The organism is Pseudidiomarina tainanensis, assembly GCF_900115255.1.
Taxonomy (GTDB): Bacteria; Pseudomonadota; Gammaproteobacteria; order Enterobacterales; family Alteromonadaceae; genus Pseudidiomarina; species Pseudidiomarina tainanensis.
In genome coordinates this window covers 326,189-340,660 of the sequence record NZ_FOYU01000003.1, presented here as the reverse complement: position 1 = coordinate 340,660, position 14,472 = coordinate 326,189, and the positions used below count along the sequence as shown (strand labels likewise).

The 14,472-nt window shown below is 47.4% G+C and carries 13 protein-coding genes; 3 read left to right on the top strand and 10 right to left on the bottom strand.

Annotated elements, in window-relative coordinates; genetic code table 11:
- Positions 1-244 precede the first annotated feature (244 nt).
- Positions 245-793: a gamma carbonic anhydrase family protein gene (locus BM292_RS10265; RefSeq protein ID WP_092858227.1), complete on the top strand. Its 549-nt coding sequence runs from the start codon at positions 245-247 to the stop codon at positions 791-793.
- 7 nt (positions 794-800) lie between these two features.
- On the opposite strand, the gene BM292_RS10260 is transcribed toward BM292_RS10265, so the two are convergent.
- The 3 genes from BM292_RS10260 to imuA are packed head-to-tail and all read right to left on the bottom strand — an operon-like array spanning position 801 to position 5,960.
- Positions 801-3,917, bottom strand: a complete 3,117-nt coding sequence (locus tag BM292_RS10260; RefSeq protein ID WP_092858225.1) for an error-prone DNA polymerase — start codon at positions 3,915-3,917, stop codon at positions 801-803.
- Positions 3,901-5,319: a Y-family DNA polymerase gene (locus BM292_RS10255; RefSeq protein WP_092858223.1), complete on the bottom strand. Its 1,419-nt coding sequence runs from the start codon at positions 5,317-5,319 to the stop codon at positions 3,901-3,903. Before BM292_RS10255 ends, BM292_RS10260 begins: the two co-directional genes overlap by 17 nt.
- On the bottom strand, positions 5,316-5,960 hold the full coding sequence (gene imuA, locus BM292_RS10250) for a translesion DNA synthesis-associated protein ImuA (protein WP_092858221.1): 645 nt from the start codon (positions 5,958-5,960) through the stop codon (positions 5,316-5,318). The genes BM292_RS10255 and imuA overlap by 4 nt, the downstream gene beginning before the upstream one ends.
- 133 nt (positions 5,961-6,093) lie before the next feature.
- Between imuA and BM292_RS10245 the strand changes: the two genes are divergently transcribed.
- Positions 6,094-6,996, top strand: a complete 903-nt coding sequence (locus BM292_RS10245; protein ID WP_092858219.1) for a 1-acylglycerol-3-phosphate O-acyltransferase, YihG family — start codon at positions 6,094-6,096, stop codon at positions 6,994-6,996.
- 29 nt (positions 6,997-7,025) lie between these two features.
- Here BM292_RS10245 and BM292_RS10240 read toward each other — a convergent pair whose 3' ends face one another.
- From BM292_RS10240 to BM292_RS10215, 6 genes are all read right to left on the bottom strand, one after another.
- Positions 7,026-7,622 (bottom strand): thiol:disulfide interchange protein DsbA/DsbL, encoded by a 597-nt coding sequence (locus BM292_RS10240; RefSeq protein ID WP_092858217.1) that lies wholly within the window; start codon positions 7,620-7,622, stop codon positions 7,026-7,028.
- Positions 7,623-7,660: 38 nt separating this feature from the next.
- Positions 7,661-8,659 (bottom strand): serine/threonine protein kinase, encoded by a 999-nt coding sequence (locus BM292_RS10235; protein ID WP_092858215.1) that lies wholly within the window; start codon positions 8,657-8,659, stop codon positions 7,661-7,663.
- On the bottom strand, positions 8,652-10,067 hold the full coding sequence (gene ccoG, locus BM292_RS10230; RefSeq protein WP_092858267.1) for a cytochrome c oxidase accessory protein CcoG: 1,416 nt from the start codon (positions 10,065-10,067) through the stop codon (positions 8,652-8,654). The genes BM292_RS10235 and ccoG overlap by 8 nt, the downstream gene beginning before the upstream one ends.
- Before the next feature lie 97 nt (positions 10,068-10,164).
- The gene (locus BM292_RS10225; RefSeq protein ID WP_092858265.1) at positions 10,165-11,406 is read right to left on the bottom strand and encodes a Zn-dependent hydrolase; all 1,242 of its coding nucleotides are present in this window, start codon (positions 11,404-11,406) and stop codon (positions 10,165-10,167) included.
- Between the two features lie 283 nt (positions 11,407-11,689).
- Positions 11,690-12,217, bottom strand: a complete 528-nt coding sequence (locus tag BM292_RS10220) for an alkylhydroperoxidase AhpD-related protein (RefSeq protein WP_092858213.1) — start codon at positions 12,215-12,217, stop codon at positions 11,690-11,692.
- 77 nt (positions 12,218-12,294) lie between these two features.
- On the bottom strand, positions 12,295-12,846 hold the full coding sequence (locus BM292_RS10215; RefSeq protein ID WP_092858211.1) for a peroxiredoxin: 552 nt from the start codon (positions 12,844-12,846) through the stop codon (positions 12,295-12,297).
- Positions 12,847-13,043: 197 nt separating this feature from the next.
- On the opposite strand from BM292_RS10215, the gene BM292_RS10210 reads away from it, so the two are divergent.
- Positions 13,044-13,958, top strand: a complete 915-nt coding sequence (locus BM292_RS10210) for a hydrogen peroxide-inducible genes activator (protein WP_092858209.1) — start codon at positions 13,044-13,046, stop codon at positions 13,956-13,958.
- Positions 13,959-13,990: 32 nt separating this feature from the next.
- Here BM292_RS10210 and BM292_RS11765 read toward each other — a convergent pair whose 3' ends face one another.
- Positions 13,991-14,416, bottom strand: a complete 426-nt coding sequence (locus BM292_RS11765; RefSeq protein ID WP_177203834.1) for a hypothetical protein — start codon at positions 14,414-14,416, stop codon at positions 13,991-13,993.
- Between the last annotated feature and the right edge of the window lie 56 nt (positions 14,417-14,472).

The following is a 14,472-nucleotide window of genomic DNA, read 5'->3' as shown; positions in this document are numbered from 1 at the left end:
TTGGCGACTTCGTTGTCTGCCTCAAGCGTGGGGCGCATTTTAGAGATTTAACTCGCCGCGTCAAGCGCCTTTTTGACATTTTTATGTGTTTTTTTGCCAACTGCTGATTTTGTGAGCGAAGCGCTTCAAAAACCAACGTGATTTGCTTGATTCGCCAGCAATGACGGTTTCTGCTAGTCTTTAAGGTATGATTTAAACAGATCAAAAATATAACATTTTGGCTTAGTTTTAGAGGTAATAGAGCATGAGTGGCGATATTCGGAGTTATCGCGGTATTGAACCGCAACTGGACGAACATGTTTATATTGATAGTAGTGCCGTGATTGTGGGTGATGTTCACATTGGTGAACATAGTAGTGTGTGGCCATTAGTGTCGGCCCGGGGCGATGTGAATCGGATTCGTATTGGCGCACGCACCAATGTGCAAGATAACTGTGTGTTGCATGTTAGTCGCACAAGCGAGAGTAATCCAGACGGACATCCATTAATTATTGGCGATGATGTTACTGTCGGTCATCATGTGATGCTGCATGGCTGCGAGATTGGCAACCGTGTATTGATTGGTATGTCGGCAGTGATTATGGATGGCGCCATTGTTGAAGATGATGTCATTATTGGTGCGGGTAGTTTAGTACCACCAGGTAAAACTTTACGTAGTGGCCACTTATATGTTGGTAGCCCTGTAAAAGAAGCACGCCCACTCACCGAACAAGAATTAAAGTTTCTGCCACAGTCCGCAGCAAATTACGTGATCTTAAAAGACGATTATTTACTGCACGTGACGCCAATATAAGAAACCGTTAATGAAAATCACGCGAACGATTAGCCGACACTCCCAGTTGGGCTAATTGTTCGGTGCCATCTTCTAACTGCCCTGCAATAACATGAATCACCTCACCGTGAATCTCGACAATACCCTTTATCTTTAAAAGTTGGGCGGTGAGGTAAGCTTGGCGGAACGCGCGCGCCGTTTTTTGCCAGATAACAATATTAATGAGACCCGATTCATCCTCTAACGTTACAAAGGTTACCCCTGATGCCGTGCCTGGCCGCTGTCGACAAGTGACTAAACCGGCAACACGTACATGTTGCTTGTGGCGACAATGAGCCAACTCACTTGCTAGTTTATAACCTTTCAGTTGCTGTTGCTCTCGTAACAGTGCCAATGGATGACGCCGAATCGACACACCGGTAGTGCGATAATCAACTGCGATGTCTTGAAATTCTGCGGGCGCAGCGAGTTGTGTGGTTGGCACAGCCGTAAGCTCAGCAAATAAAGGGAGTTGTTCGGCCTGCAGTGCCAAACTTTGCCACTGACTTTGGTAACGATGTCCAGCCAGCGCACCAAGTACATCAGCACTCGCGAGCTTATGCAGGTCGGCGCCACTCAGGCCATAATCGCGAAGTTGTTGTAATGACTGAAAGCCTTGCGCAGGGCGTTGTTCTAGCAGGGCTTGCATGTGTGATTGTGACAACCCTTTGATTAACCTTAAGCCCAAACGTAACTGCATCCCCCGACCACCCGCTTCAAGCTGATGGTCCCAGTTACTGTGCTGTATGTCTGCGGGCAGTATGGTTATGTGGTGTCGCCGCGCATCTTGAATTAATTGGTTTGCTGAATAAAAGCCCATGGGCAGACTATTCAATAGCGCACAATAAAATGCTGCAGGGTAATAACATTTCAGCCATGCCGACGCATACGCTAAATTGGCAAAACTCGCCGAATGCGACTCAGGAAAGCCGTATTCGCCAAAACCACATATTTGTTGGAAAATTCTCTGCGCAAATTCTTCACTGTAACCCCGCGCTCGCATACCTTTTATTAATTTACTTTCAAACTGGCGTAATTCACCTGAGCTTTTCCAGTTCGCCATGGCGCGACGTAATTGATCGGCTTCACCACCACTAAAGCCAGCCGCAACCATGGCCAACTTAATCACCTGTTCTTGGAAAATCGGTACCCCTAAGGTGCGCTCAAGTACTTCTTTAACCGCCTCACTCGGAAACGTAATGGGCTCTAGCCCTGCGCGCCGGCGTAAATAAGGGTGCACCATGTCACCTTGAATGGGGCCTGGCCGAACTATGGCAATTTGAACCACTAAATCATAAAACGTCTGCGGGCGAAGTCGGGGGAGCATATTCATTTGTGCCCGAGACTCAATTTGGAATACACCAATGGAATCGGCACGTTGTAGCATTTGATACACCTTGGCATCTTCTTGGGGGATATCCGCGAGCCCAAGCTCCCGTTGATGGTGTTGCTGAATTAACCGTAGCATTTTGCGCAAGGCCGTTAGCATCCCAAGCGCCAGCACATCCACTTTAATTAAACGTAATGTTTCTAAATCATCTTTATCCCATTGGATTACCGTACGCTCTGGCATGCTGGCATTCTCTACCGGTACCAAATCGGAGAGTTGTGTCGAGGCAATAACGAAACCACCGACATGTTGCGATAAGTGACGGGGAAAACCTAATATAGCGTCGGTCAAAGCAAACAAACAGCGGCCTCGGTGGGTTTGCCCAAGCCCTGGAATTTTTTCTAATAGCTGCTGTTGCCAATCACTCTGCTGATCGCGACGGTCGATTTGACGTAGATAATGACGCAGCTCTTGCTCATGAAAGCCTAAAGCCTTACCAACATCGCGCAAGGCGCTACGTAACCGATAGCGAATCACCGTAGCAGCTAATGCTGCACGGTGGCGCCCATATTTTTGATAAATATATTGGATGACTTCTTCACGGCGCTCGTGCTCGAAGTCGACATCAATATCGGGGGGCTCATCACGTTCAGCCGAAATAAAGCGCTCGAATAAGACGTCGATTTGATCGGGATTGACTGCGGTAATTTGCAGACAATAACAAACCACCGAGTTTGCTGCAGAACCGCGGCCTTGATACAAAATGCCACGCTGCTGGGCAAATTGAACCAAGTCATGAATCGTTAGAAAGAAATACTCGTAGCGTAACTGCGCAATCAGCTTGAGTTCTTTTTCGAGCTTCTCTTTAACATCTGCACGCAAACCATGTGGAAAGCGTTGTTGGGCACCGAGGTACGTTAGCTCTCGTAAATGTTCACTTGCGGTTTTACCTGCAGGCACTAACTCAGCTGGGTATTCATAGCGTAATTCGCTTAAACAAAAGCAGCATTGCTTCGCAATCACGACACTTTGCGCTAACCAGGCTGACGGGTAACACTGCTGTAATTGCTCAGGGGTTCGTAGGCAGTAATCTTGATTCGGCTTTAACTGACCCACTTGCGTTTCTAATGGCTGACGACGGCGAATCGCCACCAAAACATCATGTAATAATTGCCGTTGCGGTTCGTGATAACACACCTCACACACCGCAGCGACAGGAATGTCGTGTGCGACGCTGAGTTGCTTATAATCGCTATAACGTTGGGCATCATCGGCTTCATAATGTCGGCCATAAGCCAACCACAGTGCACCACCAAACTGCTGTTTCAATTGTTGCGCGGTGACCGTTATTGTCTCACGCTCAACATTGGCTGAAGGCACCTTGAACTGCGGGCGCCATAACAACAGGCAGTCGTTTAATGTGCCCATAAAATCATCAAGAAAGACTTGGTAACTGCCTTTTTTACTACGATTTCGAGCGGTGGTGATTAACTGGCACAGCTGCGCGTAGCCTTGCCGATTGCGCACTAACACAATGAGCGTGCCAACATTTTCGAGTTGAAACTCACTACCGATAATTAAGCGCAACGGCTGCTCGCGAGCAGCTACGTAGGCTCGTACAACACCGGCAACCGAGCACTCGTCAGTGATCGCTAAGGCTTGATAACCACAGCTCACCGCACGCTGAACTAATTCGTGTGGATGCGAGCCGCCACGCAAAAAACTAAAATTGGTTAAGCAATGTAGAGCGGCAGGGCGCTTAACTGAACCAGCCATGCAGAAACCACCCTTTGTCACATTGATAAATCCAGCCTTGTCGCTGCCATTGGTCCAGTGCAATGTAGTAATCGCGGGCAATGGTATCAGCATTCCACCAACCGCTAACAATTCGCTCGGGGCCCCATTGCAGTTGCCATTGCTGCCTTTCTGTCGGTTCTGCTTGCGGCAATAACCAAGCAGGGCGCGGTAGTAATAATCCGCTACTGGTTGAGTCGCTTTGCCACGGCTTCAGCGTGCCCTGATATTCGGGACGCCAATCATCATGCACGTGCAAGCTTTGCACTTTTGATTCGCCTAAACGCGCCTGCAAACGGCTCACTAAAGCATTTAATGAATCTGTTTGAGCCTGCGGTGCTGAAAACATGGCCTGTTCTTTTGCTTGTCGTGACTCCGGTCTTTGCACCCGCACACTTAAAGCCAATACCGGTTGTTTTAATTTTTGTCGCTCTAAATGTAACTGGCTTAAACTCAATAAATCACGCTGTTGCCAGACGGCATGGGCAAATTGAATGGGCACTTGCGTTGCAGGCCCAGTGCGGTGATGAGCTCGAATCAATAACGCTCGCGTACTCCATTGATGAATTTCTAAGAAGCTTTCAACCTGTTGCAATAACCGCTTTAATGGAAACAATAACTGCGGCCAACTGTGCACCTCGGCATTTAACTCCACCTGCTCATCAAACCGATGAGGCGGGTGATAAAAGCTTTGAGGTGCTGAAAAATCACCATTTAGTTCGGCTACATAGGTTGTGATTGCGCGACCGAAGCGCGCGCCTAACTCTGCCGCCGGCAGTTGCAGTACAGCACCGAGCGTTAACAGCCCTACGTTACGGAGCTTTTCAATTTGAGGCTCTGGTAAGCCGCTATATTCAATGGGGAGCTCAGCAATCGCAGCTTTAACATCTGCCGGTTCAGTACTCAGTACGCTATGCCCCGAAGCCGCCAGCAACTTCGCTGACAATGGGCTATAACCACTACTTAAAATATAACGCAACGGCCACTGTTGCAGACGCGCTTGCATGCGCTTAACCACGCCGGCAAAGCCTTGGTGCAAGCGCAGCAAGCTTTGCACCTCAAATAATAACCCTTGCGGCGGCTGTAATACGATTTGCGCCATGTCTTGATAGAGCACCTGAGCGAGTTGCGTGAGCATGGCGCTTTCTTTGGTTGCATCGTAGTCATGCAGTTTTAGTTGTGGCACTAATGTACTGGCCAACACTTCTGCCATATCAACCTGAACACCTTGCTGCAGGGCGGCATTATTGGCTTGCACCACAGTGCGCCGAGCAGCGTGACTCTGAGTCAATGCTTGTGGCATCGTACTCAATTCAGGTGGTTGTAATGCCAACTGATAATCGAGCAACAAGTGCGGAAAGTGTAGATACAACCAGGCATTCATAAAGCACGGCGTCGCCTCGGTAAGCGGGCATCCACCCCACAAGGGAAAGGCGGTAACGGCCAACCAAAGCGACGCTTGAGTATGCGCACCGCCAAACTGTCGCTACGCTCAAGCTGTAAGCGGGTCACATAGGCTCGGGCTTCTTCTTGCTGTTGCCATGGTGTTATCACAAAAGCTAATTTTTGCTTAGTTTCTGCTGCTTGCTGCAAGCGCCGGACCGCTGTTGCACTAAGCCCGGCATGCCACATCAAGACAATGTTTACCGCATCGCTGTGTAACGCTTGCTCCGCCGTCCACAATGCTAGTTTGTCATCGGCTTCATGAACAACGACGTGCCGCGATAACGTTAGCTTTTGATAACAAAGTCCCGGAGCGTAAGGCTGTACCGGCGGATTCACCCAAAGCGCTGTTGTTGTCGCTTGGCTCAGTACTGGCAACAGTAGCGCCAACTCACCAATAAACGGCTGTCGTACCTGTAGCTCATTCACACTACCTCGCAACCAACCGCCACCTAAACGTGTATCAAGCTCAGCCCAACCACTGCTTAAGAACTGTTGTTCTGCTTTATTTGCGGGTACTTCTTGGCCTTGCCATAGCCAGCCTTTTTGCACTAATGCTTCAACTTGTGCGGGATACGCCATCGCTCACCTCGGCAAAACAATTACTGTATAAATATACAGTATACTGTAGAGGCTTTTTTAGATGCTGGCAAGTATTTCGCAAATGCGTATCATAGGCGGATAACTATCACCATAAGTACAATCTGGCGTAAACATGCTGACAACGTTGCTAATTCCGTTTCGATTATTAATTAATTTTACTTTTGCTCTGGTTTCCACTGCGGTGATTGGCGCCATGGTGATTGTTGTCGGGCTACCCAAACTACTATTGCCGATTCCGGCAGTACAGCGCCTGTTATCAACTTGGGCTAATGCAGTGTTTCGTCTCTGGGGTTATGCGATGTCTGCATTATTTCGGCTGACCCAACCCATGCGCTGGCATATTGACGGTGACAGTGAACTCCATCGTGATCGTTGGTATATGATCATGGCGAACCACCGTAGCTGGGTCGATATTCTAGTACTCATGCACTTAGCTTGTCGCAACATGCCCATGCCTCGGTTTTTCCTCAAGCAACAATTAATTTGGATTCCGATTGTTGGTCTTGGTTGCTGGACTTTAGATATGCCGTTTATGAAGCGCTACTCACGCGAACAAATTGCCAAGAATCCGAAGTTACAAGGCAAGGATATTGAAACCACGCGCAAGAAGTGTCAGAAATTTCGTCACATTCCAACCACAGTCATTAACTTTTGCGAAGGCACACGCTTTACGCCGGAAAAACATGCGAAACGCCAAAGTTCATTCCAACACTTATTACCGCCCAAAGCCGGCGGCACAGCGTTCGCATTGCAGATAATGGGCAATCAGTTTGATGCTATTTTAGATATCACGATTGTGTACCCTGACGATAAGAAGCCAGCGGTGTGGCAACTATTGAGCGGTCAATTACGCGATGTGTACGTGAATGTCGAGACGTTGCCGGTCACTGAAGATTTAATTGGTGATTATTTTGCGGATGAAGCGTTCAAAACACACTTTCAAGATTGGATGAATCAGCGTTGGCTGCGCAAAGATGAAATTATTAACCGCGTACGAGCGGACTTTTTCAACTAAGCACAGCCACACAACGATGACTTCTCGCGTTATTTCTCGAGTAAGTAACCAGCCGCTTTGACGAAATCAGCCATAAAATCTTGGCTGTCACGGAAGCCTTCGGTTTTCAGGCGATATTTACCATTGATGATAAATGTTGGCGTTGCATTGACGTTATAGGCGCGCATATCGCGGTCCATATCGTTCACTTGCTTTTCAACCAATGGGTGCTTCATTGCTTTTTCAAATTTGTCTTTGCTAACACCATTCACATGGAAAATAGCTTGTAGCTGTTCTTCTGTGGTGATTTGCTGTTTTTGCGCGTGAATACGCTCATAAAACGCTTTGCTAATCTCTTCTTCTTTCTTAAATAATTTAGCGGCAGCAAAACCTCGCGCCATGAGCTCAAGCGTTGGATGAGAAACAATGTGCGACTTCTCAAAAGCTTGTGGATAAGCCTCTTTCATCGCTGCTGCAATCGGCTCAAAACGATAACAGTGAATGCAGTAAAACGAGAAGAATTCTTTAATCTCAGGCTTCGCTGTACCTTGCTCAGCAATCACCTCATAGTGAACGTCTTCTTTAAATTCTTGCGCACTCAGTGGCAACATCATTAAAGCAACAACAACTAACAACAACTTCTTCATGGTTAAAAGGTCCTACAGTTTGTTTGTTACAAATAAGATTAATACTGCGGTTGCAATTGAATCGGGGGTTCTTGCAACGCTGCAAATTGTTCTTTCAGTGTCAGCACCTGCTGTTCCCAATACCGCTGCTCAGCAAACCATGGGAATGCCCGTTGAAATGCACTATCACCCCAACGGCGGGCCAACCACGCCATGTAGTGTATGATTCGAAAACTGCGCAAGGGTTCAATTAATTGCGTTTCTTTATTATCGAAATCGCAGAACTCTTGGTAGCCCTCCAGCAACACATCAAGCTGCAATGTCCGCTCGGCTCTATCATCACCCGCTAGCATCATCCATAAATCTTGAATGGCCGGGCCGGTGCGTGCATCGTCGAAATCCACGAACATGAGCTGCTCATCACGCAACAACATATTGCCCAAATGACAGTCGCCATGCAAACGTTGTTGCGTAAAGGCGTTCAAATCAAATTGTTGGAGATGGTTTGCTAACGGCTCCGCAATCGCAAAAAAGGCATCATGCAGATTATTCGGCAACAATGACGAGGTGCTTAACGTTGCTAGGGCATCGGTTACGTATTCTTGATAGGAAACATTGGGGCGCGTGGTGAACTGACGTTGTTTCGCCACCGCATGTAAACGCCCAATTTGTCGACCGATTCGCTCGAGCTGGTCAAGATCGCCAGGCTCAACAGCGCGTCCACCAACACTTGGAAATACCGCAAAGCGATAGCCTTCATAATGGTGCAACGTTGCGCCAGCAAGTATTAAGGGGGCTACCGCAGGAACCTCTTCATCCAATAATTCTTGGGTGAATTGATGCTCTTCTAATATCTGCGCATCGGTCCAACGTGCCGGCCGATAAAACTTCGCGACATAACGGCGATTATCATCTGCCATGAACTGATAAACACGATTTTCGTAGCTATTGAGCGCTAATAAACCGGATTGCGGGTCAACACCAACCGCCGCGAGCGCATCGGCGATACGCTCGGGGGTTAAATGATGAAAACTAAAATCGTCGTGCTGATCACTCATAGAGGAATCGACTGACATGCTGCTCACTCACATCACCGGCTTCATTAGTGACGATAAAAGTAACATCTTGCACACGTTCAGTCACATCATCAGGGTGAACAGCTAGGGTGATAGGCAAGGTTGCCACTTCGCCTGCACCAACCGTAATAGTGGCATCGCCAATTAACTTGCTACGCGCAAATCCTTGCGAGGTAATGGTATAGGTTTGCGCTTGTTGCGATTTATTCAAAATCTTCAAGGTGAATACGTTTTGTATCCAGCCATCCATGTTAATGCTGTACAGTTGATTACGATCGCGCAAGACATCAACTTGTAACGGCACGCGCGTCGAAATATCCCAAATCAGTAATGCGGTCATTACTACCATCACGACAAAGTAACCAACCGCTTTAAAGCGAAGCTTATGCGTACGTCCGCCTTGTAGGTTTCGCTCGGTGGTGAAACGAATCAGCCCGCGTGGGTAATTCATTTTGTCCATCACATCGTTACAGGCATCCACACAAGCACCGCAGTTGATACATTCGTATTGCAGACCGTTGCGAATATCAATGCCGGTTGGGCATACCTGTACGCACATATAGCAATCAATACAGTCGCCTAAGCCGAGTTCTTTCGGATCTTTTTTACGTGAACGTCCGCCGCGCGGCTCGCCTCGGTTCGGATCATAAGAAACGGTGACCGTGTCTTTATCGAACATCGCTGATTGGAAGCGCGCATAAGGACACATATGGGTACACATGATTTCACGCATCCAGCCGGCGTTACCGTAGGTGCAGAAAGCGAAAAAGACAACTGAAAAGGTTGCCCAGAAACCGGCGTCTAGCGTCCAAAATTGCGTGAATAGCTCACGTACATCCATGAAATAACCGACAAAAATCATCGCGGTCAGTAACGACACAATAACCCATGATGTATGTTTAGCTGTTTTACGCCAGAATTTATCAAAGTCCCACGGCCGTTTATCCAGCGACATACGCTGATTACGGCTACCTTCAAACTTTTTCTCAAACCACATGAAAATGAACGTCCACGTGGTTTGGGGACACATAAATCCACACCACACGCGACCGTACAACGTGGTCACGAAAAATAAAGCAAAGGCAGAAACAATGAAAATCCAAGCGAGAATAGTGAAATCTTGTGGCCACATGGTGAGGCCAAAAATGCGGAAACGCTGTTCAGCAATATCCAGCAAAATGGCTTGCTCGCCATTCCATTGCAGCCACGGTAATAGCGCAAAAACAAACAATAAAATGAAGCCAAAACTACGACGAAACCATTCCAACGTACCTTTTACATCACGCACATAAATACGGTTACGCGGTGAATAAGCGTTACTGCGTTTATCCGAATCAGGACGATGGATTTTTACCTTGTCGGCCGCCTGCACTTCGATTTTTTGTTCCATAGCCATACCGCTTCTGTTTTAGACTAGAAAATAAGCCCGATTATACACATTTTTAGTGGGTCTATTGAGGCTTTTTTTAGCATTCTAACTGTATGTTTTATTGATCAAGATCAACCTCAGACATGGCCAAAATAGTGTCTAATAATACGTTTGTACCCGCTTCAACATCATGCCAATGCGACCATTCGTCAGGTGCATGACTCACCCCATTTATTGAGGGAATAAAAATAAGCCCAGCATGCGTAATTTCGCTCAAAAATTGCGTGTCGTGACCCGCGCCACTTGGCATTCGAGTATAACTATAGCCACGTTGCTTCACCTGCTGCTCAATCAGGTTTGTGAGTGGTTCAGAACAAGGTTTCGGCGAGAGCCAACTGACTTGCTCGTATTCGAACATCAAGCGATGTCGCCGGGCGATTGCGGATAAGGTTTTACGACAGGCATTGGCAAGCTCCTTCATAATATCTTCGTCCATGTCACGGCCAACGATAGTGAAAATCGCTTCGCCAGGCACCGTATGTGGATGCCCTGGCTTCAGCTCAACTTTACCAACGGTAATACGGGTTTTATCGGTACCATTTTCGGCAATGATCCGCTCGATTTCATGGGCGAAATCGGCAAGCCCCATAAATGCATCACTACGCATATCCATGGGTGCCGTGCCGGCATGATCGGCTTTCCCTTTGAGGTGCACAATCCATTTGAATACGCCAGAGATACCTTCAACCACGCCGATTTGCAGGTCGCGTTGAAAGAGCACTGGCCCTTGCTCAATATGTAACTCAACAAAGCCTTTTAATTGTTCAGGGCGCCATGCAGCATCAAGTGCCTGCATGGCATCGAGCCCTTGTGCGGCCATCGCATCTTTCAAATACACATTATCGGCGTCATGCGCTGAGAGTAGCCATTCTGGGTTTAAGCAACCAGAAATAGCTTGGGCGCCTAGCATACCGCCAAAACGACCTTCTTCCTCGGCGGTCGCGACACCCCAAATGGGAGTTTCTATTTCCGGTTGTTGTTCATTGATGGTTTCGATCACTTCCAACGCTGCCATGACACCCAATGCGCCATCAAAAATACCACCAGCGGGAACTGTATCAATGTGAGAGCCCATTAACATAACGGGTTTATCGCGCTTGCCGCGGCCAAAAAATATATTGCCGGCACCATCCATGTAGGTTTCTAAGCCTGCTTGTTTGGCTTTATCTTGCAACCACCGCCGCCCTTCCATATCGGCATCGGTAAAGCCAATGCGGTACATGCCGCGGTCTTGTTCGTTGTAGCCGATTTTTGCGAGTTCGAGTAAATTTGCTTTCAGTCGTTCTCCGTTGATAACCATAAAACCGTCCGCTTCGCTCTTCGTTGTTCGTGCGCTTCGCTTTTCGATCGTTCGCAAGCTCACTTTTCGTATTTGTTCGTTTAAGTATAGAAGCCAAAAGGTATTTTTTCGAACAGCGAAGCGTACGAACAGCGAAGCGCACGAATAACGAATAACGCTTTTGAGGTTTTGGACAAAAAAAGCCCGGCGGAAGCCGGGCGGAAGGAGAACAACCAGATCTCAGGGAAGTTGCGCACACTATAAAACGCTAGTGTGACAAGTAAGTGACATCAGGCGATTAAAATTAAGCAATGCGTTTTGCAGTTGCTGCAGCATTCAATACCGCTGCCATTTTAATCGAGTTTTGAATCACTTGAGCTGAAATGTCGTGTTTCAGCAATACACCAACGTGTGAGTCGATGCACATACCACAGCCGTTTAATGCTGATACTGCGAGCGAGTAGAGTTCGAAGTCAGCTTTATCAACGCCTGGGTTAGCCATTCCGTTCATACGCAAGCCAGCAGGTAATTTGCTGAACTGCTTGTCTGTGCATAAATGCAAGAAGCGATAGTACACGTTGTTCATAGCCATGAGGGTCGCTGCTAATTTAGCTGCGCCATCAACGTTCGCTTCAATCTTGCCTTCAGCTTCTGCTTTCACGGCATCAATCAGCTCGTTATCGCCAATTGAATAGGCCAGTGACAATGCGGTGCCGTAAAATTGGGTCGCGGTCATACCCGAAGTATCGACATTGCCGAAAATATTCGACAAGTTGAGTTTGGTATCTTTACCGTGGTCGCCCAAACCTTGTTTGTAATCTGCAATACTCATAAATTCCTCCGCTTAAAAAGGTGCCGCTTACGCGGCACCTGAAGACATCACTAGTGTGTGGGGGATGTGATGTCTGCTTACAGGGTGTCGCCGCCTACTGCACGGTTACATGGACACAATTCGTCAGTTTGCAAGCCGTCAAGAATACGCAGTACTTCTGCAGGGTTACGGCCTACGTTCAGGTTGTTCACTGATACGTGTTGGATTACGCCATGCGGGTCAACTACGAAAGTTGCACGTAACGCGACGTTTTCGACTTGGTCACGAACACCTAAACCATCAACTAAAGATTTCACGCCGTTGTCAGCGAATGACCACTGGTTCAAGCTCTTCAGATCTGGGTGTTCACGGCGCCATGCCAATTTCACGAATTCGTTATCAGTGCTACCGCCTAAAACGATTGCATCGCGGTCAGCGAATTCTTCGTTCAATTTTGCGAACTCAACAATTTCAGTTGGGCATACGAAAGTGAAATCTTTTGGATAGAAGAAGATGATCTTCCATTTGCCTTCGAAGCTCGCATTGTTGATTGTTTCAAATGCGCTTTCGCCGTTTTCTTCTGGCATGTTGAAACCAGGTTTAACGCCGACTACTTCAAATTCTGGTAATTTATCGCCTACTGTTAACATATCGTTTGTCTCCTTGTTGGATAGACCAAGTTGCTAAAACCAAAGTTGTTGAGGCCTATCGCCTCAGCTCGGAGATAATAATAGGGGCTCGAATAAATTTGTTAAAACGAATAAAACGGATTAACATAATCGAAAATACTAATTGAACGAAAGTCGCATTCGTTACAATAACTATCACAACAACAGTGGGGCACGAGATGAGCAAACTTCCCAGCTTGAAAAATCTGAGCTATTTGCTGGCGCTGCACCAGCATCAGAATTTCAACCGCGCAGCGCAGGCGTGTAATGTCAGTCAATCAACGTTAAGTAGCGGTATTCAAAATCTTGAAGAGCAGTTGGGTTGTCAACTCATTGAGCGCGACCATAAATCCTTTTTATTCACAGGGATGGGTGAAGAAGTGGTGGAGCAGGCGCGTCAAATTCTGACTTCAACGGAAGAGTTGCTGTATTTTGCTCAAAGCCAAGGCAAAATTATGGAAGGCCCTTTACGTCTCGGCTGTATTCCAACCATTGCACCTTTTTTGCTCGGCGATTTGACCAAAAAACTCAAAGTTGATCACCCCAAGCTACAACTGAGTGTTCGCGAAGACACCACGGTGAACTTACTGCATTTATTGCGTAACGGTGAACTGGATGTCTTAGTGTTGGCGCTACCTGTTGACCTGCAAGGCAACCAAAGTTACGTACTTGGTCGTGACCCGTTCAAATTAGTGATGCACAACACGCTCGCAGAAAAACTTGCTGAGCCGGTGCAGTATAATCAGTTACCTGATAATTCGATTTTCTTGCTGGAAAAAGAACACTGTTTAACTGGTCATGCCGTTGCCGCATGCGAATTAGCCGATTCCAGTAAAATTAATCCGTTTACTGCGACAAGTTTACACAGTCTAGTTCAAATGGCGGACGCTGGACTTGGCGCCACCTTTATTCCGCAAATGGCGATTGACCGTGGCATTTTGAACGGGACTGACTTGGTGGCATTACAGCCGAGTGGACAGCAGGCATCGCGGGAAATCGGCTTGATTTACCGGCCGACCACGAATCGGCGTACAACATTTCGTAAACTCGCAGAATGTATTGCGCAGTTATTGCCAGAGCCGCTACTGAAATAGCGGCTCTGTTTCTTTATCAGGGTGTGAAAAAATTAAGGGGCAGTGCGTAATTCGCTTAAACGCGGACCAATGCTTGCTTGGTTTGGTGCCTTTTCCGCACGAACTTCCGCTTGGGTGAGATCAACGGGCTCACCAACTTCTGCTGAGATGAGCGCTTGTAATTGATCTGGAGTCAAATTCTTACCTGTGTGCACAACGCGCACATCAGAATCATCACCGGTGGCTGCAGTACCTGGTAAATATATCGTGCCATTTGAGAAGTCGACGGCAAATGCGATTACACCAGGAACCAAAAAGAATAATAATCCAATACCGTTAAGAGCCGCGACACCTGGATCGATTTTGCCACTCACCTGTCCTTTACGCTCAGGATACAAGATTGTGCCGCAGGCACTGAGGTGCAAAGTTGTTAAAATCAGAACCGCTGCTTTGAGTGTGTTACGCTTGAAATTTACCATTACTGCCTCCTTGGTTAGGCATGTTAATTTCCTGTAATAACTGAAGTGTAACGAAA

Bases quoted from the DNA above. Each gene is read 5' to 3' on its own strand.
- BM292_RS10265 (WP_092858227.1), top strand. From the start codon at position 245: ATGAGTGGCGATATTCGGAGTTATCGCGGTATTGAACCGCAACTGGAC.
- BM292_RS10260 (WP_092858225.1), bottom strand. From the start codon at position 3,917: ATGGCTGGTTCAGTTAAGCGCCCTGCCGCTCTACATTGCTTAACCAAT.
- BM292_RS10255 (WP_092858223.1), bottom strand. From the start codon at position 5,319: ATGAATGCCTGGTTGTATCTACACTTTCCGCACTTGTTGCTCGATTAT.
- imuA (WP_092858221.1), bottom strand. From the start codon at position 5,960: ATGGCGTATCCCGCACAAGTTGAAGCATTAGTGCAAAAAGGCTGGCTA.
- BM292_RS10245 (WP_092858219.1), top strand. From the start codon at position 6,094: ATGCTGACAACGTTGCTAATTCCGTTTCGATTATTAATTAATTTTACT.
- BM292_RS10240 (WP_092858217.1), bottom strand. From the start codon at position 7,622: ATGAAGAAGTTGTTGTTAGTTGTTGTTGCTTTAATGATGTTGCCACTG.
- BM292_RS10235 (WP_092858215.1), bottom strand. From the start codon at position 8,659: ATGAGTGATCAGCACGACGATTTTAGTTTTCATCATTTAACCCCCGAG.
- ccoG (WP_092858267.1), bottom strand. From the start codon at position 10,067: ATGGAACAAAAAATCGAAGTGCAGGCGGCCGACAAGGTAAAAATCCAT.
- BM292_RS10225 (WP_092858265.1), bottom strand. From the start codon at position 11,406: ATGGTTATCAACGGAGAACGACTGAAAGCAAATTTACTCGAACTCGCA.
- BM292_RS10220 (WP_092858213.1), bottom strand. From the start codon at position 12,217: ATGAGTATTGCAGATTACAAACAAGGTTTGGGCGACCACGGTAAAGAT.
- BM292_RS10215 (WP_092858211.1), bottom strand. From the start codon at position 12,846: ATGTTAACAGTAGGCGATAAATTACCAGAATTTGAAGTAGTCGGCGTT.
- BM292_RS10210 (WP_092858209.1), top strand. From the start codon at position 13,044: ATGAGCAAACTTCCCAGCTTGAAAAATCTGAGCTATTTGCTGGCGCTG.
- BM292_RS11765 (WP_177203834.1), bottom strand. From the start codon at position 14,416: ATGGTAAATTTCAAGCGTAACACACTCAAAGCAGCGGTTCTGATTTTA.